Annotated in this window: 22 protein-coding genes and 3 tRNA genes; 12 read left to right on the top strand and 13 right to left on the bottom strand. The window is 59.8% G+C overall.

Annotated features, from left to right (window positions below):
* Positions 1-64: 64 nt before the first annotated feature.
* From AC3WJW_RS27235 to AC3WJW_RS27190, 10 genes are all read right to left on the bottom strand, one after another.
* A complete protein-coding gene (locus AC3WJW_RS27235; RefSeq protein ID WP_493728138.1) occupies positions 65-2,020 on the bottom strand; it encodes an acetoacetate--CoA ligase in 1,956 nt (651 codons plus the stop codon).
* A 187-nt stretch (positions 2,021-2,207) separates the two neighbouring features.
* Positions 2,208-2,981, bottom strand: a complete 774-nt coding sequence (locus tag AC3WJW_RS27230; RefSeq protein ID WP_493728137.1) for a 3-hydroxybutyrate dehydrogenase — start codon at positions 2,979-2,981, stop codon at positions 2,208-2,210.
* 7 nt (positions 2,982-2,988) lie between these two features.
* On the bottom strand, positions 2,989-4,380 hold the full coding sequence (locus tag AC3WJW_RS27225; protein WP_493728136.1) for a GntP family permease: 1,392 nt from the start codon (positions 4,378-4,380) through the stop codon (positions 2,989-2,991).
* Positions 4,381-4,662: 282 nt separating this feature from the next.
* Positions 4,663-6,078 (bottom strand): sigma-54 interaction domain-containing protein, encoded by a 1,416-nt coding sequence (locus AC3WJW_RS27220; protein ID WP_493728135.1) that lies wholly within the window; start codon positions 6,076-6,078, stop codon positions 4,663-4,665.
* A gap of 145 nt (positions 6,079-6,223) precedes the next feature.
* Complete coding sequence (locus AC3WJW_RS27215; RefSeq protein WP_429387674.1) at positions 6,224-7,801, bottom strand: ABC transporter ATP-binding protein; 1,578 nt, start codon at positions 7,799-7,801, stop codon at positions 6,224-6,226.
* A 13-nt stretch (positions 7,802-7,814) separates the two neighbouring features.
* A complete protein-coding gene (locus tag AC3WJW_RS27210) occupies positions 7,815-8,837 on the bottom strand; it encodes an ABC transporter permease (protein ID WP_493728134.1) in 1,023 nt (340 codons plus the stop codon).
* Positions 8,837-9,898 carry a microcin C ABC transporter permease YejB gene (locus AC3WJW_RS27205; protein ID WP_493728133.1) on the bottom strand — a complete coding sequence of 354 codons (1,062 nt, stop codon included), beginning with the start codon at positions 9,896-9,898 and terminating at the stop codon, positions 8,837-8,839. Before AC3WJW_RS27205 ends, AC3WJW_RS27210 begins: the two co-directional genes overlap by 1 nt.
* Complete coding sequence (locus AC3WJW_RS27200) at positions 9,898-11,766, bottom strand: extracellular solute-binding protein (protein ID WP_493728132.1); 1,869 nt, start codon at positions 11,764-11,766, stop codon at positions 9,898-9,900. The genes AC3WJW_RS27205 and AC3WJW_RS27200 overlap by 1 nt, the downstream gene beginning before the upstream one ends.
* A 135-nt stretch (positions 11,767-11,901) precedes the next feature.
* Entirely contained in the window at positions 11,902-12,183 is a 282-nt protein-coding gene (locus AC3WJW_RS27195) for a peptidylprolyl isomerase (RefSeq protein WP_007974703.1), read from the bottom strand.
* 107 nt (positions 12,184-12,290) lie between these two features.
* Complete coding sequence (locus tag AC3WJW_RS27190; RefSeq protein WP_493728131.1) at positions 12,291-13,172, bottom strand: esterase/lipase family protein; 882 nt, start codon at positions 13,170-13,172, stop codon at positions 12,291-12,293.
* 338 nt (positions 13,173-13,510) lie between these two features.
* On the opposite strand from AC3WJW_RS27190, the gene AC3WJW_RS27185 reads away from it, so the two are divergent.
* Positions 13,511-14,575 (top strand): hypothetical protein, encoded by a 1,065-nt coding sequence (locus AC3WJW_RS27185; RefSeq protein WP_493728130.1) that lies wholly within the window; start codon positions 13,511-13,513, stop codon positions 14,573-14,575.
* A gap of 57 nt (positions 14,576-14,632) precedes the next feature.
* On the opposite strand, the gene AC3WJW_RS27180 is transcribed toward AC3WJW_RS27185, so the two are convergent.
* Positions 14,633-15,712 carry a 3-deoxy-7-phosphoheptulonate synthase gene (locus tag AC3WJW_RS27180; RefSeq protein ID WP_493728129.1) on the bottom strand — a complete coding sequence of 360 codons (1,080 nt, stop codon included), beginning with the start codon at positions 15,710-15,712 and terminating at the stop codon, positions 14,633-14,635.
* A 627-nt stretch (positions 15,713-16,339) separates the two neighbouring features.
* Here AC3WJW_RS27180 and AC3WJW_RS27175 point away from each other — a divergent pair.
* The 9 genes from AC3WJW_RS27175 (at position 16,340) to AC3WJW_RS27135 (ending at position 21,608) form a co-directional block, all read left to right on the top strand.
* Entirely contained in the window at positions 16,340-17,098 is a 759-nt protein-coding gene (locus tag AC3WJW_RS27175) for a carbon-nitrogen hydrolase family protein (protein ID WP_493728128.1), read from the top strand.
* Complete coding sequence (locus AC3WJW_RS27170) at positions 17,098-17,532, top strand: GNAT family N-acetyltransferase (protein ID WP_493728127.1); 435 nt, start codon at positions 17,098-17,100, stop codon at positions 17,530-17,532. Before AC3WJW_RS27175 ends, AC3WJW_RS27170 begins: the two co-directional genes overlap by 1 nt.
* A gap of 136 nt (positions 17,533-17,668) precedes the next feature.
* On the top strand, positions 17,669-18,310 hold the full coding sequence (gene gacA / locus AC3WJW_RS27165; protein WP_008015884.1) for a response regulator transcription factor GacA: 642 nt from the start codon (positions 17,669-17,671) through the stop codon (positions 18,308-18,310).
* Positions 18,311-18,312: 2 nt separating this feature from the next.
* Positions 18,313-20,136: an excinuclease ABC subunit UvrC gene (gene uvrC / locus AC3WJW_RS27160; RefSeq protein WP_007974717.1), complete on the top strand. Its 1,824-nt coding sequence runs from the start codon at positions 18,313-18,315 to the stop codon at positions 20,134-20,136.
* Between the two features lie 32 nt (positions 20,137-20,168).
* A complete protein-coding gene (gene pgsA / locus AC3WJW_RS27155) occupies positions 20,169-20,729 on the top strand; it encodes a CDP-diacylglycerol--glycerol-3-phosphate 3-phosphatidyltransferase (RefSeq protein ID WP_204933690.1) in 561 nt (186 codons plus the stop codon).
* 63 nt (positions 20,730-20,792) lie between these two features.
* Positions 20,793-20,868 (top strand) — tRNA-Gly (locus AC3WJW_RS27150).
* A 47-nt stretch (positions 20,869-20,915) separates the two neighbouring features.
* Positions 20,916-20,989: transfer RNA gene (locus AC3WJW_RS27145), tRNA-Cys, on the top strand.
* Between the two features lie 195 nt (positions 20,990-21,184).
* Positions 21,185-21,271: transfer RNA gene (locus tag AC3WJW_RS27140), tRNA-Leu, on the top strand.
* A 67-nt stretch (positions 21,272-21,338) separates the two neighbouring features.
* The gene (locus tag AC3WJW_RS27135) at positions 21,339-21,608 is read left to right on the top strand and encodes a hypothetical protein (RefSeq protein WP_493728126.1); all 270 of its coding nucleotides are present in this window, start codon (positions 21,339-21,341) and stop codon (positions 21,606-21,608) included.
* Between the two features lie 112 nt (positions 21,609-21,720).
* Here AC3WJW_RS27135 and AC3WJW_RS27130 read toward each other — a convergent pair whose 3' ends face one another.
* Positions 21,721-21,939, bottom strand: a complete 219-nt coding sequence (locus AC3WJW_RS27130) for a GDCCVxC domain-containing (seleno)protein (protein ID WP_493728125.1) — start codon at positions 21,937-21,939, stop codon at positions 21,721-21,723.
* Positions 21,940-22,104: 165 nt separating this feature from the next.
* On the opposite strand from AC3WJW_RS27130, the gene merR reads away from it, so the two are divergent.
* Positions 22,105-22,503, top strand: coding sequence for a mercury resistance transcriptional regulator MerR (gene merR, locus AC3WJW_RS27125; RefSeq protein ID WP_493728124.1), 399 nt, complete (start codon positions 22,105-22,107; stop codon positions 22,501-22,503).
* Positions 22,504-22,641: 138 nt separating this feature from the next.
* Here merR and AC3WJW_RS27120 read toward each other — a convergent pair whose 3' ends face one another.
* Positions 22,642-23,544 carry a universal stress protein gene (locus AC3WJW_RS27120; protein WP_493728123.1) on the bottom strand — a complete coding sequence of 301 codons (903 nt, stop codon included), beginning with the start codon at positions 23,542-23,544 and terminating at the stop codon, positions 22,642-22,644.
* 273 nt (positions 23,545-23,817) lie between these two features.
* Here AC3WJW_RS27120 and AC3WJW_RS27115 point away from each other — a divergent pair, with 273 nt between their 5' ends.
* The gene (locus tag AC3WJW_RS27115; RefSeq protein ID WP_493728122.1) at positions 23,818-25,365 is read left to right on the top strand and encodes a phospholipase D family protein; all 1,548 of its coding nucleotides are present in this window, start codon (positions 23,818-23,820) and stop codon (positions 25,363-25,365) included.
* The last annotated feature ends 421 nt before the right edge of the window (positions 25,366-25,786 follow it).

Here is a 25,786-nt window from a genome sequence, read left to right as displayed (position 1 = left end):
CATTGATGTCAACTGACACTCCGCTATCGCGAGCAAGCTCGCTCCCACAGGTTCTTGTGGCGGTTCAAAACTGGAGCTCGGGCCTGTTTCGGTACTGCTCCAGCGCTTCGGGATTGGCCAGGGCATCGGTGTTTTTCACCTTCTGTCCATGCACCACATTGCGCACCGCCAGTTCAACTACCTTACCGCTGATGGTCCGGGGAATGTCGGTGACCGCGACAATCTTCGCCGGCACATGACGCGGCGTGGTGTTGGTGCGAATCGTCTGGCGGATCTGCTGCTGTAGTGCCTCGTCCAGCTCGAGCCCGTCGCGCAGGCGTACGAACAGCACCACCCGCACGTCATCCTGCCATTGCTGTCCGATGGCCACGCTGTCGAGCACTTGCGGGATCTTTTCCACCTGGCGATAGATCTCCGCCGTGCCGATGCGCACGCCGCCGGGGTTGAGCACGGCATCGGAGCGGCCGTGGATCATCATCCCGCCATCGGGCAATTGTTCGGCGTAGTCGCCCTGGGCCCAGACGCCGGGGAACAGGCTGAAATAGGACTGGCGCAGCTTTTCGCCATCGGCATCGTTCCACAGGCCAACGGGCATCGCCGGGAAGTGCCGGGTGCAGACCAGTTCGCCTTTTTCGCCGATCACCGGCTGGCCGGCGTCGTTCCATACCTCGACGGCCATGCCCAGGCTCTTGCCCATGATTTCGCCGCGCCGCACTGGCGACACAGGGTTGCCGTTGACGAAGCACGAGACGACGTCGGTGCCGCCGGACATCGAGGCCAGGCACACGTCAGCCTTGAAGTCGCGATAGACGAAGTCGTAACTCTGCGGCGACAGCGCCGAGCCGGTGCACAGCAACGTCTTGAGGCTGCCCAGGTCATGATTGTCACGGGGCTTGATGCCGCTGCTTTCCAGGGTCGCAAGAAATTTGGGGCTGGTGCCAAAGACACTGATGCCCTCGTCGTCGATCAGGTCGATCAGGCGTTGCGGGTCGGGGTGGAACGGCGAGCCGTCGTACAGCACCACCGCGCTGCCTACCGCGAGGGCCGAGACCAGCCAGTTCCACATCATCCAGCCGCAAGTGGTGTAGTAGAACAGGCGTTCGCCGGGGCCGAGATCGCAGTGCAGGCCGTGTTCCTTGACGTGTTGCAGGAGTACGCCGCCGGTGCTGTGGATGATGCATTTGGGCACGCCGGTGGTGCCGCTGGAGTAGAGGATGTACAGCGGATGGGCGAAGGGCACCGGGACGAAATCCGGTTCGCCGCCGGGTGCGTAGAAATCGTCCCACAGTGTCACGTTGGCCGGGGTGCGGAAGTGTTCGATGTGCGCCTGTGGGCGTGCGTAAGGCACGACGATCAGCTGTTGCAGCGAAGGCAGGCGCTGGAGGATCTCGTTGATCTTGGCGGTCTGGTCGATCTCTTTGCCGGCATAGCGGTAGCCGGCGCAGGTCACCAGCACTTTCGGTTCGATCTGGCCGAAACGGTCAACCACCCCTTGGGTGCCGAAGTCCGGTGAAGAACAGGACCAGACAGCGCCGAGGCTGGTGGTGGCGAGCATGGCCACCAGGGTTTGCCAGGTGTTGGGCATGCATGCGGCGACCCGATCACCCACACCGACGCCGGCGGCGATCAAGCCGTTCTGAAAGCCGGCAACATGCTCTGCCAGTTCGGCCCAGGTCAAATGTTCACGCTGACCGTTTTCGCCAACGGCGACCACGGCGATCGCATCATCGCGGCGCTGCAGCAGGTGTTCGGCAAAGTTCAGCGTGGCGCCCGGGAACCACCGGGCACTGGGCATCTGCGGGCCTTCGAGCAGCACGGCGTCGGGTTGTTCGTGGAAGCGGATGTCGAAGAAGTCGACAATGGCCTGCCAGAAGTCGGGGCGTTGCTCGATGGACCACTGGTGCAGGGCCGGGTAGTCGTCAATCTTGAGGTGATACCGCTGATTGATGAAGCGCCGGAAGGCTTCCATGCGGGTCTTGCCGATGCGTTTGACGTCGGGTTGCCAGAGGATGTCGGACATGGTTTGCCTCTTCTTTTTTATGCCTTCACACAGGCTGATGTGGAGCAGTTATTTGTGGCGAGGGAGCTTGCTCCCGCTGGGTGGCGAAGCCGCCCTATAAACTCACAGACGATTAAGGTCGGCTGATTTTACGACTGCTGCGCAGCCGAGCGGGAGCAAGCTCCCTCGCCACAAAAGCAATCGGCAGTTACTGCGCCAACCACCCACCATCCACATTCCACGCCGCGCCACGCACTTGGCTGCCGGCGTCGCTGCACAAAAACAGCACCAGTTCACCCAGTTGCGGCGGTGTCACGAACTCCAGCGATGGCTGCTTTTCAGCGAGCAGATCATGCTGCGCCTGCTGTGGATCAACGCCGCTGGCGGCACGATCGTCGATCTGTTTCTGCACCAGCGGCGTCAGTACCCAGCCTGGGCAGATCGCGTTGCAGGTGACCTGGGTGGTCGCGGTTTCCAGCGCGACCACTTTGGTCAAGCCGATCACCCCGTGCTTGGCGGCGACATAGGCTGACTTGCCCACCGAACCGACCAGGCCATGCACCGAGGCAATGTTGATCACCCGGCCCCAGCCCTTGGCGCGCATGCCCGGCAGGCTCAGACGGGTGCTGTGGAACACCGACGACAGGTTGATCGCGATGATCGAATCCCAGCGCTCCACCGGAAACTCATCCACCGCTGCCACGTGTTGAATGCCGGCGTTGTTGACCAGGATGTCGACGCCGCCGAACTCGCGTTCGGCGTAGGCGATCATGTCGGCAATCTGTGCCGGATCGCTGACATCGGCCGGGTGGTGGCCGACCTTGCCGCCGAACTGTTCCACCTCGGCAATAACGTTGGACGCATCGCCAAAACCGTTGAGGATCAGGTTGGCCCCGGCCTTGGCCAGGCTGAGGGCGATCCCCAGGCCGATGCCGCTGGTGGAACCGGTGACCAGTGCGGTCTTGCCCGAAAGAGTCGTCATGAATACCTCACACAATGCCAGTGGCGTAGAAGGTGCCGATCACCACGAAAACCGCCAGGGTCTTGATCAGCGTAATACAGAAAATGTCTTTGTAAGCTTCGCGGTGGGTCAGCCCGGTGACCGCCAGCAGGGTAATCACCGCGCCGTTGTGCGGCAGGGTGTCCATGCCGCCGCTGGCCATCGCGGCGACCCGGTGCAGCACTTCCAGCGGAATGTTCGCCGCATGGGCGGCGCTGATGAACTGCTCGGACATGGCTGCCAGGGCAATGCTCATGCCACCCGAGGCGGATCCGGTAATACCGGCCAGCAGGGTCACGGTAATCGCTTCGTTGACCAGTGGATTGGGAATGCTCTTGAGCCAGTCGGCCAACACCAGAAAGCCGGGCAGGGACGCGATCACCGCGCCGAAACCGTATTCCGAGGCGGTGTTCATCGCCGCCAGTAACGCGCCGCTGACTGCGCTTTTACTGCCTTCGGCGAGTTTGCGGCTGATCGCCTTGTAGCCAAACATCAGCACCATGAGGATGCCGACCAGCAAGGCTGCCTGTACCGCCCAGATCGCCGTGAGCTTAGCGATTTCCGTGGTCACCGGCGCGGCCATGCCTGGCAGCGCGAGGCTGTGGGTCTTGCCGTACACCTGCGGAATCCAATGGGTGAACAGCAGGTTCATGATGCCTACCGCCAAGAGTGGCGACAGCGCGAGCCACGGGTTGGGCAGCTTGAGGTCGGCGGCGGTTTCCGGCTCGTTGCGCAGATCGGAGCCATAACCTTCACCGGCGCGCTGTGCCTTGTTGCGTTGGCGCTGGAGAAACAGCATGCCGGCACAGAACACGAAGATCGTGCCGATCACGCCCAGCCACGGCGCCGCCCAGGCAGTGGTGTTGAAGAAGGTGCTGGGGATGATGTTCTGGATTTGTGGCGTGCCGGGCAGGGCGTCCATGGTGAACGAGAACGCGCCCAAGGCAATGGTCGCCGGGATCAGGCGCTTGGGGATATTGCTCTGGCGGAACATTTCAGCGGCGAACGGGTAGACCGCGAACACCACCACAAACAGCGACACGCCGCCATAGGTGAGCAGGGCGCAGACCAGCACGATCACCAGCATCGCCTGGCGGGTGCCGAGCAGACGAATCGCCGCAGCGACGATGGAGCGCGAGAAGCCGGACAGTTCGATCAGCTTGCCGAACACTGCGCCGAGCAGGAACACCGGGAAATACAGCTTGATGAAACCGACCATTTTTTCCATGAACACCCCGGTGAAAGCGGGGGCGACGGCAGAGGGGTCGGTGAGCAGGACGGCGCCGAGGGCGGCAATCGGGGCAAAAAGGATAACGCTATAGCCACGGTAGGCAGCCAGCATCAGCAGCGCGAGGGCTGCCAAGGCAATGATCACACTCATGGTGTGTCTCCTGGGTTGTTATTTTTGTAGGGTGAAACTGGGTAGGGAGGCGTATAGCGAGTTTTGTGCCATATGTTTAAGTTGTTGAAATATAAGGGTTTAAGTTGGTTTTAAGATGAGCTTGCGGCGTATTTGTCTATTTATTGAGACTTTGTGGTGCGTTAAAAGATCGCAGCCTTCGGCAGCTCCTACAGGGGAACGCGGAAAGCCCTGTAGGAGCTGCCGAAGGCTGCGATCTTTTGCTCTTTAAAAAACATTCTACAAAAAGAGATTGATGTCTCTCTAAAGAGACTCGACAATCCCCAACGCCACCATCTTCTTGTACAACGTCGACCGCCCCAGCCCCAATCGCGCCGCCGCCTCAATGACCTTGCCCCCGCATTGCGCAAGGGTCGTTTCGATCAGATGCCGGTCGAATCGCTCCCGCGCCGCACTGAACGTTTCATGGGCAAAGGGCTCCTGGGCCATGGGCGTGACGCGCTCAACCCGGGTGAACGTACCAATCGCCGCGCGGATGTCCGCCGCTGTCAGGCGCAAGTCATCGCTGAGCAGCGCCGCGCGCTCCAGCACGTTGCGCAATTCGCGGATGTTCCCCGGCCAGGCGTGTTGCCCCAGCAACTCCAGGGCCTCGTGGTGCAGTTCATGCTGGCTGCGCAGTTCCTCGAGAATCGCTTCACTGAGCGCCGGCACGTCATCGAGGCGGTCGCGCAGGGGCGGAACCTGGATCGGCAGCACGTTGAGGCGGTAGTACAGGTCGGCGCGGAACTCGCCGCGTTTGATCGCCGCTTCCAGGTCGGTCGAGGTCGCGGCGATCACCCGCACATCGCTCTGGATCACTTCGTTGGAGCCTACCGGCTCGAATTCCTTTTCCTGCAACACCCGCAGCAGTTTGCTTTGCAGGGGCAGCGGCATGTCGCCGATTTCGTCGAGGAACAAGGTGCCACCCTGGGCGATCTGCAATTTGCCGGCGCGCCCCTTGCGGTCGGCTCCGGTAAATGCGCCGGGGGCGGTGCCGAAGAACTCGGCTTCCAGCAGTGATTCGGGAATCGCCGCGCTGTTGATACTGACAAACGCCTTGTGCGCGCGCGGCGAGGCATTGTGGATGGCCTGAGCCAACAACTCCTTGCCGGTGCCGGTTTCGCCGAGCAGCAGTACCGGCGATTCGGTACTCGCACTGCGCCGGGCGCGGCGTTTGACTTCCAGGCTGGCGGCGCTGGTGCCGATGAAATGGGCGAAGTTGTATTTGGTCTGCCGCGCGCGCAGCAGCGAGCGGGTGGAGGCCAGTTCTTCCTGCATGCTCATGTAGCGCTTGAGCATCGGCGACAGGCTGCGCAGTTCGTCGAACAGGGCGAAACCGATGGCGCCGATGACCACGCCGGCGTCATCGTGAATCGGCAGGCGCATGACCACCAGCGGCTCTTTCGGGGTGTCTTGCATATCCAGCAGGATCGGCCGGCCGGTGCGCACCACTTCACGCAACAGGCTGCCGGGGATCACGCTTTCGCAGGGCTTGCCGATCGCAACTTGCGCCGATTGCAGGCCGAAGCGCCGGGCATAGCGCTCATTCATCCAGACGATGTTGGCATCGCGGTCGACAATCACCGTGCCCTCGCTCGATTGCTCGATGATTTCGAACAATGAACGGATCGCCAGCAGGCGAACGCGCTGGTAGTCCTTGAGGCTATCGGTGGTGTTCATGGGGCTGATCCTGATTATGTTTTGCCTGTGCCGGCCTCTTCGCGAGCAGGCTCGCTCCCACAGTTGATCTGTGTCGTTCACAAATCCCCTGTGGGAGCGAGCCTGCTCGCGAAGGCCGCGCCTCGGTCCAACTTCATGCAACGGATTATGCCTGCCCCAACAACGCCGCCGCCAACAGCTCTTTGGTGTACGGATGCTGTGGTGAGTCAAATACCTCGTGGCTGGCGCCGCGTTCCACCACCTTGCCATCCTTGATCACGATCATGTCATGGGCCAGGGCGCGCACCACCGCCAGGTCGTGGCTGATGAACAGGTAGGTCAGGCCGTGCTTTTCCTGGAGCTGGCGGAGCAGGGCGACCACCTGTTTCTGCACCGTACGGTCCAGCGCTGAAGTCGGTTCGTCGAGCAGGATCAGCGCAGGCTTGAGCACCAGCGCCCGGGCGATGGCGATGCGCTGGCGCTGGCCACCGGAGAATTCGTGGGGATAGCGATGGCGGCTTTGCGGGTCGAGGCCGACTTCGCTCAGAGCGCGGATCACTTCGGCGTTGCACTCTTCAGTGCTCAACTGGCTGTGCACTTCCAGGCCTTCGCTGATGATCTGCGCCACCGACATTCGCGGGCTGAGACTGCCGAAGGGGTCCTGGAACACCACCTGCATTTTCTTGCGCCACGGCCGTAGCTGTTTTTGCGTCAGGCCATCCAGCGCCTGGCCCTGAAAGCGGATGCTGCCTTCGGAGTCGAGCAAACGCAGGATCGCCTGGCCGAGTGTGGACTTGCCGGAACCGGATTCACCGACAATGCCCAGGGTCTTGCCACGCTGGATGTTCAGGCTGATGCCATCGACGGCACGCAGCCAGGTCTTGCGCTGGAACAGGCCGCCACTGACGGGAAACCGCACCTGCAGATCGTTCACCTCCAGTACGTTTTCGCGCTCGTCCCGGGGCAAGGCTTCGCCCTCGGGTTCGGCGTGCAGCAATACGCAGCTGTAAGGGTGCTTCGGTTCGGTGAACAGGGTTTCGCACGGCGCTTGCTCGACGATTTCCCCGGCCTTCATCACGCACACGCGCTGGGCGATGCTGCGCACCAGATTGAGGTCGTGGCTGATCAGCAGCAGCGACATGCCCAGCCGCTGTTGCAGGGACTTGAGCAGCAGCAGGATCTTGCGCTGCACCGTCACGTCCAGCGCGGTGGTCGGCTCGTCGGCAATCAGCAGTTCCGGTTCGCACGCCAGGGCCATGGCAATCATCACTCGCTGGCGCTGGCCGCCGGACAATTGATGGGGATAGGCTTTGAGGCGCTCCTCGGGTTTCTGGATGCCCACCAGGTGCAGCAGTTCAAGGATCCGCGCCTGCGCCGCTTTGCCCGCCAGGCCTTTGTGCACCAGCAAGGTTTCGCCGATCTGTTTTTCGATGCTGTGCAGCGGGTTCAGGGACGTCATCGGCTCCTGGAAGATCATCGCAATGCGATTGCCGCGCAGTTGTCGCAACTTGCCGGCATCGGCACCCACCAGTTCCTGGCCGCGATAGCGGATGCTGCCGGTTGTCCGGGTATCGGTTTGCGGCAGCAGTTGCAGGATCGAGTGGGCCGTCACCGACTTGCCCGATCCCGATTCGCCCACCAGCGCCAGGCATTCGCCGGGGCGGATGTCCAGGCACAGGTTGCGCACCACGGTCTGGCCACTGAAGGCCACGCTGAGGTCACGGATTTCGATCAGGTTGGTCATTGCCGCCGTCCGTTCAAGATCTCGGATCGAAGGCGTCTCGCAACGCCTCGCCGATAAACACCAGTAAAGAAAGAATCAGCGCCAGGGTGAAGAACGCCGTCAGGCCCAGCCACGGCGCTTGCAGATTCTGCTTGCCCTGGCCGATCAGTTCACCCAGGGAAGCGCTGCCCGCCGGCATGCCGAAGCCGAGGAAGTCCAATGCCGTCAGGGTGGAAATCGCCCCGGTGAGGATAAACGGCAAGTAGCTCAAGGTCGCGTTCATGGCGTTGGGCAGAATGTGCCGGACGATGACTTTGCGGTCGGTCAGGCCCAGCGCGCGCGCGGCCTTGACGTATTCCAGGTTGCGCCCGCGCAGGAACTCGGCGCGCACCACGTCCACCAGGGCCAGCCATGAAAACAGTGCCATGATTCCCAGCAACCACCAGAAATTCGGCTCGACGAAACCCGACAGGATGATCAGCAGGTACAGCACCGGCAACCCGGACCACACCTCCAGCAACCGCTGGCCGAGCAAATCCACCCAGCCGCCGTAATAGCCTTGCAGGGCACCGGCCGCGATGCCGATCAGCGCGCTGACAAAGGTCAACATCAAGGCAAACAGGATCGATACCCGGGCACCGAAGATCACCCGGGCCAGAACGTCCCGTGCCTGGTCGTCGGTGCCCAGCCAATTGACGCTGGTGGGCGGACTGGGGGCGGGTTTGTTCAGGTCGTAGTTGGGCGTGTCGTCACTGAACGGAATCGGCGGAAACAGCAACCAGCCGCCATCCTGCTTGATCAGCTTCTGCACGTAGTCGCTGCGGTAGTCGGCCTGGAACGGCAGTTGCCCGCCGAACTCCTGTTCGGTGTGGCGCTTGAACACCGGGAAGTACCACTGGCCTTGATAGCTGACCATCAGCGGTTTGTCGTTGGCGATCAGTTCGCCGCCCAGGGTCATCAGGAACAGGCCGACAAACAGCCAGAGCGACCACCAGCCCCGGCGGTTTTTCTTGAAGCGCTCGAAGCGTCGGCGCGCCAGCGGTGAAAGCTTGAGCATCAGGCGTTCCTCGCGGCGAAGTCGATACGCGGGTCGACCAGGGTGTAGCAGAGGTCGCCGACCAGTTTTATCAAAAGGCCAAACAGGGTGAAGATGAACAGCGAGCCGAACACCACCGGATAGTCCCGGGATACCGCTGCTTCGTAACTCATGCGACCCAGGCCGTCGAGGGAGAAGATCACTTCGATCAGCAGGGAGCCAGCAAAAAACACACTGATGAACGCCTGGGGAATGCCCGACACCACCAGCAGCATGGCGTTGCGGAACACGTGTCCATAGAGTACCCGTCGTTCACTCAAACCCTTGGCCCGGGCAGTGACCACGTACTGGCGGGTGATTTCATTGAGGAACGAGTTCTTGGTCAGGATGGTCAGTGTGGCGAAACCGCCAATCACCAGCGCGGTGACCGGCAACACCAGATGCCAGAAGTAATCGGCCACTTTGCCCAGGGGCGACAGCGATTCGAAGTTGTCCGAGACCAGTCCGCGAACGGGGAACCAGTTCAGCGAAGTGCCGCCGGCAAACACCACGATCAGGAACATCGCAAACAGGAACGCCGGCATGGCATAGCCGATAATGATCGCGGTACTGCTCCAGATGTCGAAATGGCTGCCATGGTGCACGGCCTTGCGGATGCCCAGGGGAATCGACACCAGATAAGTAATCAGCGTCGCCCAGAGCCCGAGGGAAATGGTCACGGGCATTTTCTCGAGGATCAGGTCGGTGACGGTGGCACCGCGGAAGAAACTCTTGCCGAAGTCCAGGCGCGCATAGCTGGTGAGCATCAGCCAGAGGCGTTCGTGTGCCGGTTTATCGAAGCCGTACTGTTTTTCTATGTCCTTGATCAGCTGCGGATCGAGCCCGCGACTGGCCCGGGACTTGCCGCTCATGGACTCGCCGGAACCGCCGCCGACCGCGGCGCCACCAATGCCTTGCAGGTGTGCGATGGCCTGTTCGACCGGCCCGCCGGGCGCCGCCTGGACGATGACAAAGTTGACCAGAAGAATGATCACCAGCGTCGGAATGATCAGCAGCAGGCGCCGCAGTATGTAAGCCCACATCAGTGCGGCCCTCCGGGTTTGCCACGGCTGATACGCTCGGCCGTCATCTGTTGGTTGGTCAATGGCGTGGTGCTCATCTCCCACCAGCTCTCGATGGCTTCGTCATTGCTCGCTTGCACGTTCGGGATGCCGAAGCGGTTCCACCACACCGTCGAGGTGCCCGGCGGGTAATAGTTGGGAATCCAGTAGTAGTTCCATTGCAGCACCCGGTCCAGGGCATGGGCGTAATGCAGCATGTCAGCCTGGGTGTTGGCCCGGATCAGCCCGGTGATCAGGGTGTCCACTGCCGGGTTCTTCAACACCATGTAGTTGTTGGAACCCGGGTCGGTGGCCGCCTCGGAACCGAAGTAATTGAGCAGTTCGCCTCCCGGAGAGGTGGTGACGGGGTAGCCGGTGACGATCATGTCGTAGTCGCGGCTCATCAGGCGGTTGACGTATTGGGACGAGTCGATGCGGCGGATATTGAGGTCGATGCCGATCTGTTTCAGCGTGCGTTTATAGGGCAGCAGCAGACGGTCCATGCCGTTCTGGCTGACCAGGAAGGTGAAGCTCAACGGCTCGCCTTCGGCATTGACCAGTTGATCGCCATCGGGTTTCCAGCCGGCCTGTTCGAGCAAGTCCAGGGCCTGCAACTGCTTGTCGCGAATCACGCCGCTGCCGTCGGTCTTCGGCGCCTCGAACACCTGGGTGAAGACTTCGTCGGGAATCTGCCCGCGCAGCGGTTCGAGAATCGCCAGCTCCCCGGCATCCGGCAGTTGCCGGGCGGCGAGATCGGTGTTGGAGAAAAAGCTCTGCTGGCGAATGTACATGTCGCGCATCATCTGCCGGTTGCTCCACTCGAAGTCCCACAGCATCACCAGCGCCTGGCGCACGCGACGGTCCTGGAACATGGGCTTTTGCAGATTGAACACAAAACCCTGGGCTGGCTGCGGCGCCTCGGTGGCGAGGTGGGCCTTTTGCAGGCGACCGTCACTCAGCGCGGGACTGTCATAGCCGATGGAATACCCGGTGGCGGAAAATTCCCGGTTGTAGTCATAGGCGCCACCGCGCAGGACCTGGCGCGCCACATCGGTATCGCCGAAGTACTCGATGCTGAAATGATCGAAGTTGTACAGGCCACGGCTGACCGGCAGGTCCTTGCCCCACCAGTCGGGATTGCGCTCGAAGGTGATACTGCGCCCGGAATCGATCTTGCCGACTTTATAGGGGCCGCTGCCCAACGGTGCTTCATAGCCGCCGCCACCGGCGAAATCGCGAGTCTTCCACCAGTGTTCGGGAAACACCGGCAGGGTCGCGATATCCAGCGGCAGGGTGCGATTTTCGTTGTTCTTGAAATCAAAGCGGATAGTCAGCGGCGATTCCACTTCGACGCCTTTGACGTCGGCGAACTGGGTGCGGTAACGCAGGCTGCCCTGGGTCATCAGCAGGTCGAAGGTATAACGCACGTCTTCGGCGGTAATGGCTTTACCATCGGCAAAACGCGCCTTGGGATTGAGGTAAAAACGCAGTGACAGGCCGTCCTCGGAACGCTCCATCTTCTCTGCCACCAGGCCGTACACGGTGTAAGGCTCGTCCAGCGAGCGCTGAGCCAGCGGCGAATAGAGCAAGCCGTCGATCTGGGTGACGCCGATGCCTTTGTCGATATAAGGCAAGACATGGTCGAACTGCCCGATTTCGATCGCCGATCGCCGCATCGTGCCGCCTTTGGGGGCCTGCGGATTGGTGTAGGCGAAATGACTGAAGCCGGCAGGGTATTTTGCCGGTTCGCCGTACACGGTCATTGCCGGTTGCGGTGCCGCATTCACACCCGCGGCACCCGACAGCAGGGCCACGGCCGTGAACAACAAGGTAGGGAAAGCCAGTCGCATTGTCAGCCTTAGAGCCGGGTGGTCGTTAACGACAATTTGTACGCTAGCGGCGCGTCCCTCGCCAGCCGAATTACGCGTGTGAAACACAACGGCCCACCAAAAGGCGGGCCGTTGTGTGAGGAGCTCAAGCGTCGATCAGTCCTGACGGCTGGTCACTTCCAGCAGGTGGTAACCGAACTGGGTCTTGACCGGGCCCTGGACCACGTTGAGCGGCGCGCTGAAGACCACGGTGTCGAATTCCTTGACCATCTGGCCTGGACCGAACGAACCCAGATCACCGCCCTGGCGGCTGGAAGGGCAGGTGGAGTTTGCCTTGGCAACGTCGGCGAAATCGGCGCCAGCCTCGATTTGCGCCTTGAGTTCGTTGCATTTGGCTTCCGAGGCAACAAGGATGTGACGGGCAGTGGCTTTGGCCATGGGAAAATACTCCTTTCAATATTCGGTAAAGTGCGGAGCCTACCGGATTCAGTGAGCTATTTCTCCTCAAAGTTCCGTTCCATTCGCGATCCACGGCAGGTAGCCCCTCAAAGGCCGGCGGCGCTCAAGCGCTCGGCATGCTGGACATACAGGTCAATCGGGTCGACACCTGTGCGCAACTGGCCCGTCGGTTGGCCAAGGGTGTCCAGATGATCCAGCGCATAGTCGGAACGGATAACCGTGCCCAGATGAGAACTGAAACGACCGACCAAACCGTCGTTCTGCCCGGCTTCCGTGACGAAATAGCCAGAAAGGGCCCGACAGAAAGCGTTGAGCGGATGGAGTGCATTGAGCCCTTCCTTGAACACATTCGACTGCAGCACGCCGCTCCACGAGTAGTAACGAACACCGTTGACCTGTTCGCGCCCCTTGCCACCCCAGGTGGCGGGCAGCCCTTGCGGGTATTTGTCGTTGAATGCGCCTACACCTTCGGTGGTCAGGGCATTGAGGGCGGCGATGGCGTTCTGCGGCTGGTACTGGTTGTCGCTCAGGGTCGCGAGGAAGTCGGCGAAGAGGGTCACCACCGTCTCGGCCACATGTTCCGGCAGACGACCCGGAGTCAATGCCTTGCGCAGGAAATCGGCGAGCTCCGAGCCATGGTTCGGCCCGCTGACGGAAGTCACCGATGCCACACTGTGTGGCGCAACCGCCGCGGCGTAGCGTGCTGCCAGTGCTCCCTGGCTATGGCCTATGAGGTTGACTTTGCGGGCACCGGTTCCTTCCAGTACCCGCTCGATCTGCATGAGTAATTGGTTACCGCGTACTTCGTTGTCGTGGATGGCCGACAAGTGGGGAACGAACACCCTTGCTCCGGCGTTCCTCAGCGCCTGCCTGATGTCGTGAAACAGCTCGAACTTGCCAATTCTTTCGAAGCCGAAAAGGCCGTGGATCAGCAGTATTGGATAACGAGTGCTTGCATTCCTTTGCATATTCACACCTTTGCACAGAAGTTCGTCGGGACTGCATGGCGCTTCACTCTAAAACACTGGAGGTTGGCGCGATGTATGAAAAGTCCGCCGAAACTTGCGAAAAGCGGAATAGAGCAAGTGCGAATGCTCACGATTTGCTGAGGCTTTAGTCGGAATCGTTTGACGATTTTTCACGGCATTCAGGCGGCTCTTGATCAAAGACCTACTTCACATGTATCGACTTTCCGAGCGAGGCTGAGTGAGAAGCCGACATCACGGCAGGTAGTCGTGAGGTTAAATAGACGTCATCCAAAGCCGGCCACCCGTTCGGTGTTTATTCCAGGGAATGGAGCGAATGAATGACTGTTTATGAACCCGACACCTTGAATCTCGTACTGCAACCATTGCCACCGCCCGTACTGGAGCAGGCGGAAAACGGCGTTCTGAACCCCTCTGACCGAAAAGCCGTGATCAGGGTGCGGCCTTACCCAGGCATGACCTGCGGCGACAAATTGCTATTGAATTGGGCGGGGCTGGATGCCGATGGCCTCGCCTGCAATCATCAGGTGACGCGTTTTGTCAGTGACGACCGAGTCGGCGAGGACATGATCTTTGCTGTGGGTAGCGCTTATATCGAGGCGCTCGACGGTGGCTCACTCGAAATCAGCTACTCGCTCCTGAGCAGTCGTTTTACCGGGCTCGTGCATTCCCATCGTTTACAGTTGTGTGTGGGTGATGTGCAGTCAGACCTGTTACCCGCGACGGTGAACGACGCGGTGGGTAGAACGCTTGATCCGGATCGGGTCAGGGAAGGGGCGATCGTTACAATCAAGCCCTATGCGCGCATGACCGCGGGCGACTGGGTGTTGCTGACCTGGACGGGTGTTTCGCTCGAAGCAAGTTTCAGTGATGCACTCAAGGTCGAGTCCTTTGCTGTGGGGGGCGAGCTGTCGTTTTGGGTCAGCCCGGAGTGCATTGCGCCCAATCTGGGATCATCCGTGTCCGTCGATTATTGCGTCAAGCAAGCAGGACATGGCCCTCGTTACTCTGAAGTGACGACACTGATGATTGGCAAGATGGAGCGGGGACCACTGCCAGCTCCCATTGTGCTGGAAGCCGACGAAGGTTGGGTGGATCTGCTTGATGCGCAGGATGGCGTGACCGTCGTCATCGAAAACCCGAGGGCTGAAAAAGGGGAGCTGGTTTGCCTGAGATGCGACGGGGAGAAATTCAATCACTGTGACGAGCGCGAAATCACCAGAGACAGCGCGGGCGAGCCGTTGATATTCATCGTTCCCTACCGGTTCTGGAGGGAACATCGAGATTCTGCGATCCGTATTTCCTGTTCGGTCGAGCGCCTTGATAACACCTCGCAGCAATCCGGGGTGACACGGGTTCAGGTGCAATCCCTGATGGGGCATTGATCGCCATTTGCCCTCCAGTCTTCAGATGAAGGCCGGAGGGCGGACAGAGGATGCCGGTTATTGGGCGTTGTCTTGCACTCGCAGCCGACCTGCCGCTTCAAGCAACAGTTGTTCCGTCCCGGCCCAACCAAGGCAGCCATCGGTCACTGACACACCGTATTGCATTGACGAACCCAACGGCTGACAGCCCTCGAACAAATGGCTCTCGATCATCATGCCGATCAGCGAACGATTACCTTGCAGACGCTGTTCAAGCACATCGTTGAACACGGCCGGCTGGCGCAACGGGTCTTTGCCGCTGTTGGCGTGACTGCAATCGACCATGATCCGAGCCGGAATCCTGAGCCGGGCCAAGTCACTGTTCACCCGGGCGATACTGGCGCTGTCGTAGTTCGGCCCGCGATGGCCGCCGCGCAATACCAGGTGAGTGTCCGCATTGCCCGGGGTTTGAATGATCGCCGGATGTCCCTGGCTGTCGACACCGAAATGGCGATGCGGATGGGCGGCGGAACGCATGGCGTCGCTGGCGACAGCGACACCACCGTCAGTCCCGTTCTTGAACCCTACAGGCATGCCCAGGCCGCTGGCCATTTCCCGATGGATCTGCGATTCCGTGGTCCGGGCGCCGATCGCCACCCAGCTCAACAAATCGTCGAAGTAGCCGGCGGCCATCGGTTGCAGCAGTTCAGTGGCGACGGGCAAGCCCAGGCGGAGCATTTCGCGCATCAACTCGCGGGACAGCGTCAGGCCGGCGGCCATGTCATCGCTGCCGTCCAGGTGCGGATCGTAGGCCAGGCCTTTCCAGCCAACCGTGGTACGGGGTTTTTCGACGTAGGCGCGCATCACTAGGAGCATTTCGTCGCTGACTTCGGTGGCGAGGCGGGCAAGATTACCGGCGTATTCGAGGGCTGATTCCGGATCGTGGATCGAGCATGGGCCTACGATGACCAGCAAACGGGAGTCTTCACCGTTGAGGATCGCGCGAACCGCCTGGCGGTGGGAGGCAACTTGCTGGGTCAGGATGTTGCCGAGGGGCAATTGCTGTTTGAGTTGCAATGAGCTGGGCAGACGCAGGGTCAGCGCTTCATTGGCAGGGCTCAAGGTGGACAGCGGCAGTGCGGAGACGGACGAGTTCATATTCAAGGCTTCCTGGGCTGGTGGCGGGTTCGTGCCCGCTCGCTCGGCCCTACTGGGGTGTTCGACAATTGGCCAGGCTGGCTGTGTGTGTGTGCTTGCCACCTGTGGGTGACCGATCGGAGGCGGCAGGCTGTCCCGAGCGGAGGGTGGTAAATCGCCAGGCGGTAAAACTGTCGTAACGGTAATAAGTGGCGTAGTTCATGTTGTGAATCCTCTGGATGTCTGGTGTGTCGCTAAAAGTGTTGGGGCTGAAAAAACAAAACCCCCGGTCGGGAGGCCGACCGGGGGTTGAGAATTCTCTGGTGGCGACCCGTTTAAAGTGGGCGCCGTGTGGGTATCAGGCGCGCCAGTGGCTAAACCAATACCCAAAATAAAAGCTGACCGGAGCACAGCCGTCGTTCACCCGGGCAGCCGCAACCGAGCGCAGGGCGCTGGCGGTACGAAGCTGTGAGAGGGTGCTGAACATGGTCTGTCTCCGATGGATGGGCCGAGCTTACTAGAGGCCGGTGCGCAGATTCAATCAGAAAATGCTATTGGCCGGCGACAGGGTTTTCTATCGCTTGAGTGGCCTGAGGGTTGTGACAAACTCTGCGTCTGTTCAAAAGCACATCGACACAAGGACGCTTCATGTTACCGCTGACCATCGCCGCAGCCCAATCGATCTCCATCGCCGGAGACCTTGCCGGCAATATCGCCAGGCACCAACGCTTCATCGCGGCAGCCGCGGAGCAGGGCGTGCAGTTGCTGGTGTTCCCTGAACTGTCGCTGACCGGCTACGAGCGCGGGCTCGCGGCCGAGCTGGCCATTGTGCCGGATGCCGCCATCCTGCAACCGCTGCGGGACGTCGCCCGGGCAGTCGGTGTGACGGCGGTTGTCGGTATGCCGATTCGGCTGCCGGATAACCCGTCGGTCCTGATCGGTGCACTGGTGCTGGGGGCCGATGGTTCGCTTGGGGTCTATAGCAAGCAGCATCTGCATCCCGGGGAAGAAGTGGCGTTTGCACCAGGCGCCGGGGGGGAGCCTCTGACCATCGGGACAGACACGATTGCACTGGCGGTCTGCGCCGACTTTTCCCATTCCAGCCATGCCGCTGCTGCGGCGTGCCAGGGTGCAGATGTCTACGCCGCAGGCGTGCTGATCTCGGAAAACGGCTACGTCGCGGATACCGTGTTGCTGCAAGGCTATGCCGCGCAGCACGCCATGGTGGTGTTGATGGCCAATCATGGTGGCGCGACCGGTGGCTGGGCGTCGGCAGGACGTAGCGCGATCTGGGCGTCGGACGGTTTGTTGATTGCGGCCGCCACCGGTACCGGCAGCCAGATGGTTGTAGCCCGGCGCAACAGCGAGGGCTGGAGCGGGGAAGTCGTCACCGTGGAGCCGGCGTGATGGACTGCGCATGGCGTGCGGCCACGCCAGAAGACCTGGCCTTCGCCCGCCATCTGACCTGTAACAACATGCTGCGCTACTACATTCGGTACGACCTGATGTGGCAGGACGAAGCTTTTGACGTGGCCTGGGCAGGGCGGGACAACCGCTTGCTGACAGCCGGCGATCAGTTGCTGGGTTATGTGAGCTTGAGCCGTGATGCCAGAGCGTTGTACATCCGCGAACTGCAGGTCGTCGAAGCGTTTCGCGGGCTGGGCATTGGTTCCTGGGCAATCGATCAGGTACTGTCAGTCGCGCACCAGGAGCGTCGACCGGCGTTACGCTTGACGGTTTTTGAAAATAACCCGGCGCGGGCGTTGTACGAGCGCAAAGGATTCACGGTGGTGGGCAAGGATGAATGTTTCCTGAGAATGCAGCTTGATATCAGTCCATGACATTGCCGCAACGCGTTTGCGACTGGCCTTTCAAGATGAATTGAAACTTTTAATCTGATGCTTTCCGCTAGGTCTGCCAGATGCTTTTTGCTAAGGTGTCTGGCAACCCAATAAGACCATATCGCGAGGTGTCTGCTTGATTAGGGTGCTAGTAGTCGATGACCATGATCTCGTTCGTACAGGCATTACACGAATGCTGGCTGACATCGATGGCCTGCAAGTAGTCGGCCAGGCCGAGTCGGGTGAAGAATCCCTGCTCAAGGCGCGTGAGCTGAAACCCGATGTGGTGTTGATGGACGTCAAGATGCCGGGTATCGGCGGTCTTGAGGCCACTCGCAAATTATTGCGCAGTCATCCGGATATCAAGGTCGTCGCGGTGACCGTGTGTGAGGAAGACCCGTTTCCTACGCGGCTGTTGCAAGCCGGTGCGGCAGGGTACCTGACCAAGGGGGCAGGTTTGCCGGAAATGGTCCAGGCCATCCGCCTGGTGTTTGCCGGGCAACGCTACATCAGCCCGCAAATTGCCCAGCAGCTGGCGATCAAGTCCTTCCAGCCCACCAACGACTCGCCTTTCGATGCCCTGTCCGAGCGGGAAATCCAGATCGCGCTGATGATCGTCGGCTGCCAGAAAGTACAGATCATTTCCGACAAATTGTGCCTGTCCCCGAAAACCGTGAACACCTACCGTTACCGCATCTTCGAAAAGCTTTCGATCAGCAGTGATGTCGAGTTGACGCTGTTGGCGGTGCGTCATGGCATGGTCGACGCCAGCCTCTGAAAATGACCGAAACCTTTGATCCGAGCGCCTTTCTGTCGACCGTCAGCGGCCGCCCCGGCGTGTACCGCATGTTCGACAGCGAAGCGCGGTTGCTTTACGTCGGCAAGGCGAAAAACCTCAAGAATCGCCTGTCGAGTTATTTTCGCAAGACCGGGCTTGCCCCCAAGACCGCCGCACTGGTCGCGCGTATCGCCCAGGTTGAAACGACGATCACCGCCAACGAAACCGAAGCTTTGCTGCTCGAGCAGACGCTGATCAAGGAATGGCGCCCGCCCTATAACATCCTGCTGCGCGACGACAAATCCTACCCCTATGTCTTTCTCTCCGACGGAGAGTTTCCGCGCCTGAGCATTCATCGCGGTGCGAAAAAGGCCAAGGGCAAGTATTTCGGTCCTTACCCCAGCGCCGGCGCGATCCGCGAAAGCCTGAGCCTGCTGCAAAAGACGTTTTTCGTTCGGCAATGCGAAGACAGCTATTACAAGAACCGCACCCGTCCTTGCCTGCAATACCAGATCAAACGCTGCAAGGCGCCCTGCGTCGGGTTGGTGGAGCCCCAGGTGTACGCCGAAGATGTGCGCCACTCGGTGATGTTTCTCGAGGGGCGCAGCAATGCGCTGACTGACGAGTTGTCTGCCGGGATGGAAGAGGCGGCGATCAACCTGGAGTTCGAGCGAGCGGCCGAGCTGCGGGACCAGATTGCGTTGCTGCGCCGGGTCCAGGATCAACAGAGCATGGAAGGCGGGACCGGGGACGTCGATGTGATCGCCGCGTTCGTCAACCCAGGCGGTGCCTGTGTGCACTTGATCAGCGTGCGGGGCGGGCGGGTGCTGGGCAGCAAGAATTTCTTTCCTCAAGTCGGTATTGAAGAAGATGTTTCCGAAGTCATGGCCGCGTTTCTCGGCCAATACTTCATCAGCAGTCCTGAACGCGACTTGCCCAGCGAGTTGATCGTCAATGTGGTCCACGAAGACTTTCCAACACTGATCGCGGCCATCGACGAATTGCGCGGTCGTGAACTGACCATCAGCCATCGCGTGCGGGGTACGCGAGCGCGCTGGCAGCAATTGGCGGTAACCAATGCCGAGCAGGCGCTGAGTGCGCGCCTGGCGAATCGTCAGCACATTACGGCGCGCTTCGATGCACTGGCCGAGGTGCTGAAGCTGGATGAGCCTCCACAACGCCTGGAGTGCTACGACATCAGTCATTCCAGTGGCGAGGCGACAGTGGCGTCCTGCGTGGTCTTCGGCCCCGAAGGCCCGATCAAGTCCGACTACCGCCGGTACAACATCGAGGGCGTTACGGCCGGCGATGATTACGCGGCGATGCATCAGGCGTTGACCCGACGCTTCAGCAAACTGAAGGACGGGGAGGGCAAGCTGCCGGATATCCTGCTGGTGGATGGTGGTAAAGGCCAGCTGTCCATGGCCCGTGACGTGCTCGATGAACTGGCCGTGCCTGATCTGATCCTGCTCGGCGTGGCAAAAGGCGCGACGCGCAAGGCCGGTTTCGAAACCCTGTACCTGAACGACGCCGCGCATGAGTTCACCTTGCGCGGCGATTCTCCCGCGCTGCATCTGATCCAGCAGATTCGCGACGAAGCTCACCGATTTGCCATTACCGGGCACCGCGCCCGGCGTGGAAAAACCCGTCGAACGTCTACACTGGAAGGCGTCGCTGGCGTCGGTCCAACACGTCGGCGGGATTTGTTGAAACATTTTGGTGGATTGCAGGAGCTGTCTCGTGCAAGCATCGAAGAAATTGCCAAAGCCCCCGGGATCAGTAAAAAGCTCGCAGAGTTGATTTATGCAAATCTGCACAGCGAGTAGAATGCCCCCTCACCTCGTAGCCAGTTGTGCCGATGAATATCCCTAATCTGATTACCGTTCTACGCGTTCTGCTCATTCCGATCTTCATTTTGCTGTTCTACCTGCCTTACCAGTGGAGTTTCCTGGCTTCCGCCTCGGTCTTCGCCTTTGCTGCAGCCACCGACTGGCTGGACGGGTACCTGGCCCGCCGCCTGGAACAAAGCACACCGTTCGGGGCTTTTCTCGATCCGGTTGCCGACAAGCTGATGGTCGCGGTTGCGCTGGTACTGTTGGTACAGGAACACGGAAACCTGTGGCTCACGCTGCCGGCTGCCGTGATCATCGGTCGCGAGATTGTCGTCTCGGCACTGCGCGAATGGATGGCCGAACTGGGCGCACGTGCCCACGTCGCCGTATCGAACCTTGGCAAATGGAAAACCGCTGCGCAAATGCTCGCGCTGGTGATCCTGCTGGCCAATCCCAAGGATTTCAGTTTCTGGGTCTTGCTGGGCTACACCTTGCTGATGGTGTCGGCCGGCCTGACTTTGTGGTCGATGGTCCAGTACCTGCGGGCTGCCTGGCCACATCTGAAGACCGACGTTGAAAAGAAATAAAACTTTTTTGAATCAAAGGGTTGACGGGGCTTCTGGATTCTATAGAATGCGCCACACCAAGACGCGGGAATAGCTCAGTTGGTAGAGCACGACCTTGCCAAGGTCGGGGTCGCGAGTTCGAGTCTCGTTTCCCGCTCCAAGTTTGTACGCATTTGATGTCGCGCTACTAGATATCAAATGTTTTGAGGCCGAGTAGCAAAATGGTTATGCAGCGGATTGCAAATCCGCCTACGCCGGTTCGATTCCGACCTCGGCCTCCACTCATAAACAAGCTCCGTAGATCTATGATTTACGGAGCTTTTTTATTTGCAGTAGCCTGCAAGATTTAGTCTTGAAAAGGGTATTTGCGAACTTGCTTCACCGGGGCGGGATGTATATATTTCCACCTCTGCTGCACAGGCGTCAGAACTGCCAGATCGTTATTTGGCAAAACCTCGACGCTTCACCGCGCTACCGCCCGAATGGCGAAACTGGTAGACGCATGGGACTTAAAATCCCCCGCTCGTAAGGGCGTGCCGGTTCGATTCCGGCTTCGGGCACCATGAATATCAAGGGCTTGCATGAGATACCTCATGCAGGCCCTTAGTTTTTTATTGCCGCAATTTTTCAATGTTGCCGCAACTCCCATTTTGTCGACGTCACTTTCTTACCTTTTCGATTACGGGTGAAATGCTCGGTCATCGCGACGGTGGTGTGACTCAGCTGGAACGCTTGGCGGCCGAGACGCTCGCACAGATCGAGCGCACGCCTATTCCGCTGCTGATCGGACAAGGCTACCTGCCAAAAACGGCACCCACTGCGGACCGACCGAGCGTCACCCATTGGTTTAAAGCCAATACAGGAGAGCAATGGTGTACAACCAGCCGATGCAAAGGGTGATTGTCAGGTAGACAACCACGAGCATCAGGGAGCGACTCCACATGATACTTTCCCTCCCATAACCACGGTTTGAGGCGCTTCAGGGGTGCCTGACAAACCGAATAAACACAGGTCAATCCGTACTGCAGCACCCAAGTTGCTCCTGGAGAGGCGGGCACTTCACCGTTCCAAACGAACAGAACACACAGCAGTCACCGGGGTTCGGGCGTAGCAGGGTTTTGCAATTGCCACACTCGTAGAAGAACTGGCAGGCGTCCATGGGCATGGCTTCCTGCTTGGCGAAACCGCAATGTGGGCAGGTCAATACGGATTCGAGGATGACGGCGCTCATGGCTGCCTCATTTGTGCACGGTGGAGGGATAACCCGCATTTGTCGTCGCCTTGGTCAACGCTTCAGGATCCGCCGATCTGTTGAGCCATCGTTTTCTCCATTGAATCGATCTAACCTGGAGTCACTCTACACTCCGTACCCAGGTACAGAATCAAGGGGCGTGTGATGGCGACAGGGCTGAGTATCGGTAAGTTGGCGGAAGCTGCCGGGGTGAATATCGAGACTATTCGCTATTACCAGCGACGCGGCCTGCTGGATGAGCCGCCAAAGCCGCCCAGCGGTTATCGGTGCTATCGACCGGAGCAGGTCAAACGGTTGCGCTTTATCAAGCGAGCACAGGCGCTGGGATTCACGCTGGATGAGGTGGGTGCACTGCTGACACTGGATACGGCCTGCTCTTGTTGCGAGACTCGAGCACTGGCCGTGCGCAAACTGGCCCTGATCGAGCAAAAAATGGCCGACCTTGCCGCAATTCGGCAGGTGCTGGGCGGACTGGTGCAGGAGTGCGATGCAAGCGAAGGCGGGGCCGCTTGCCCTATCATCGATGTGCTGAACAGGGAGTGATGTCTGATTGCAGCCCTCCCGACTGGCCGAAATACAAAAGCAGGCGGCCAGCTGTGTCCGCCCAGTCAACACTCTCCGTAAAACATGGCCGTGATTGTCACCTGCTGTCGCATCAAAGTGCGGACCTGAAGAGTATTCCTACTGATCTGCTTGCCCCTTTATTGCCAAAACATTGCAGGGCACCTGATACAGGACGTGCTCTGTCGTACTGCCAATCAGCTTGTGCAGCCCTTTTCGATGTGTGCTGCCCATTACGATCACATCGGTTCGACTATTGGCTGCGAAGTCGGACATCACTTTGGTTGGCGACCCTTCAATGAAGTGCTGTCGTTCAGAGGGTATGTAGTAGCTGTCAGCCAACGCAATGAAGGACTTATGCAGTGACCGACGTACGTCGTTGATGAAGCCTGGCATCGTCACGGCGCCGGCCCCGGCGTCAGAGATATGTGTTTGCGATGGATCGAAGGCGTGCAGCAGGTGCAACTCTGCATTGCACTGCATTGCCATCCGCTGTGCAGCCAGGACGATGCGATCGTTGATCTCAGTGATCTGGTGCTCTGGATGCGACAAATCCACTGCTGCCACTATCACCCGCGGAAGTGGACACCTGACTTCGCTGACCAGATGAACAGCAACCGGGGAATCACGCACCAGATGCCAATCCAGAGGCGTGACGAATACGCGTTTGATTGCTGATTCGTGGTGTACGTCCTTGATAACCAGGTCCGGATGCAGGTCTTTCACATGCTGAAGGATTTCTTGCAGTACGTCCCGAGCCAATGCAACTTCGGTGGTCACCGTAATACCATTGCCGCGCATCAGTTGGGCTTCATCTTGCAGCCACTTCTGGTTCTCTTGCTGACAGATCTCGCGAAATTGCTCATTCCCGCTCATCAACCCCAGGATGTCGACGTCTTCGATAAACACCGCGATATGCAGTACTGCGCCAGTGGCTTTGGCAAGTGCGACTGCCCGCTCTAGCGCCGGCGTGTGACGCATGGCTGGACTGACAATCAGTAAGAGGCGTTGATATTGGCTCATGTAGCACCTCCAGCATTCTGGGTGATCCGTTAGTTTCCGCCGGCACTCTCGTTCGCCACACTATTGGCGAGTTCCTGCCGCCTCAACTTCCCGGATCGACACTACCAATATACGCCCGCATTCAGTGAGCGCGCACGGGAGGAGTCGCCCTGCGCATATCTCTGCTTTACTGGAACAAGTCGTGCGGATTATCGAGGGCTGCATGTTCTCGGCAGCCGGTACTGGCTGGATGCCGGGTCCACATCTACACCCGTCGAGGTTGAGGACCAGCCCATGTCCCGGTTCCTCTGCGCCATGTTGTTCGCGCTGCTGCTAGTCGGTTGCGCCACCACGCGCATGCCCCACGACTTCAGCGAGGCGATCCCCGCCAGCGAATCGGCTTTCGGGCGTTCGATCCAGACTCAGGCTGCCGCGCATGAGGGGCGCTCGGGTTTTCGCTTGCTGCCCAACAGCAGTGAAGCATTCCGGGCGCGCGCCGAGTTGATCCGCAATGCGCAGAAATCCGTCGATCTGCAGTACTATATCGTGCATAACGGTCTCAGCACCCGGGCACTGGTTAATGAAATGCTGCTGGCTGCCGATCGCGGCGTACGGATACGTATCCTGCTCGATGACACGGCCACCGACGGCCAGGAAGAAGTCATCGCTACCCTGGCGGTGCACCCGAACATCCATATCCGCGTCTTCAACCCTTTGCATCTGGGTCGCAGCACCGTGGTGACTCGGACCATGGGTCGCTTGCTTGATCTTTCCCAACAACACCGACGCATGCACAACAAACTGTGGCTGGCTGACAACAGCGCAGCCATCGTCGGCGGACGCAACCTGGGGGATGAATATTTCGACGCCAAGCCCGATCTCAACTTCACCGACATGGACCTGCTTTGCATCGGCCCGGTCGCCGAGCAGTTGGGGCACAGCTTCGATCAGTACTGGAACAGCGCCTTGAGCCAGTCGATCAGTGATTTCCAGCTCAACAAGCCGACAGCACAAGACTTGCTCGAGAGCCGTCAACGTCTGGAGCAGTCGCTCCAGTCCTCACGTACCGAGCACAGGGCTTTGTACAACCATCTCATGACCTACCAGACTCATCCGCAATTCGAGACTTGGCGCAAGCAGCTGATCTGGGCCCATAACACGGCGATGTGGGACGCTCCGAGCAAGGTCCTGGCTGACGGCGAACCGGCACGCGCGTTATTGATGGCCACGCAACTGCGGCCTGAACTCGATGGCGTCAGTAACGAGCTGATCATGATCTCGGCCTACTTCGTCCCGCAAAAGTCGGGCATGGACTATCTCCTGGGTCGTGCCGATGCCGGCGTTGATGTGCGCCTGCTGACCAATTCACTGGAAGCCACCGATGTGCCGGCGGTGCATGGCGGCTATGCACCGTATCGCAAGACGCTGCTCGAACATGGCGTGAAACTCTATGAGCTGCGGCGTCAGCCGGACGATCCCGGCCGCAGCTCTTCGTTTGGATTCAGTGGTGGCTCGGACTCCAGCCTGCACACCAAGGCCATGATCCTGGACAAGCAGAAAGTGTTCATCGGTTCGTTCAATTTCGACCCGCGTTCAGTGTTCTGGAACACTGAAGTCGGGGTGCTGGTCGACAGTCCCGAACTGGCCGGCTACGTGCGTCAGGCGGCGCTTGAGGGCATGGCGCCGGCCATGAGTTACCAGGCCCGACTGGAAAACGGCGAAGTCGTCTGGCTCACCGAAGACGACGGCCGCCAACATACCTTGCGCAAGGAACCCGGCGGCACATGGCGCAGCTTCAAAGCCTGGCTCAGCGACAAGGTCGGCCTGGAGAAGATGCTCTAGATCGAAACCCGGAGTCCCCCTCTGGTCTCGTTGTGCAACAGGAATTTACAAAGAACCCTTTCGATAAGGGTGACGCGATCAAGCTGGAAGTCTTCTGACGTTTTTGCCTGCAATTGCCTGAGTCAGGTGCCTTGGAGCTGCCGAAGGGATTTTGCTTTTCAAGATCAAGATCAAAAGATCGCAGCCTTCGGCAGCTCCTACAGGGATCGCGGTGCGGTTTACCAGGTGGCCACAAGTACCAGGCCGCCGCCGTCCGGAAAGGGCTCCATGTCGAGCCGATCTCGATCATCTTGATCCGGGCGTTCAGTCGGTTGAAGTCGGGGTCGTGAGGTCAACCCGACCCATGTAGGAGCTGCCGAAGGCTGCGATCTTTTGATTTTGCTTTTCAGGATCAAGATCAAAAGATCGCAGCCTTCGGCAG

It is taken from the genome of Pseudomonas sp. GW821-FHT07G06 (genome assembly GCF_058986625.1).
The sequence above is the reverse complement of the archived record's forward strand: the minus strand, read 5'-3'. Positions and strand labels throughout refer to the sequence as shown.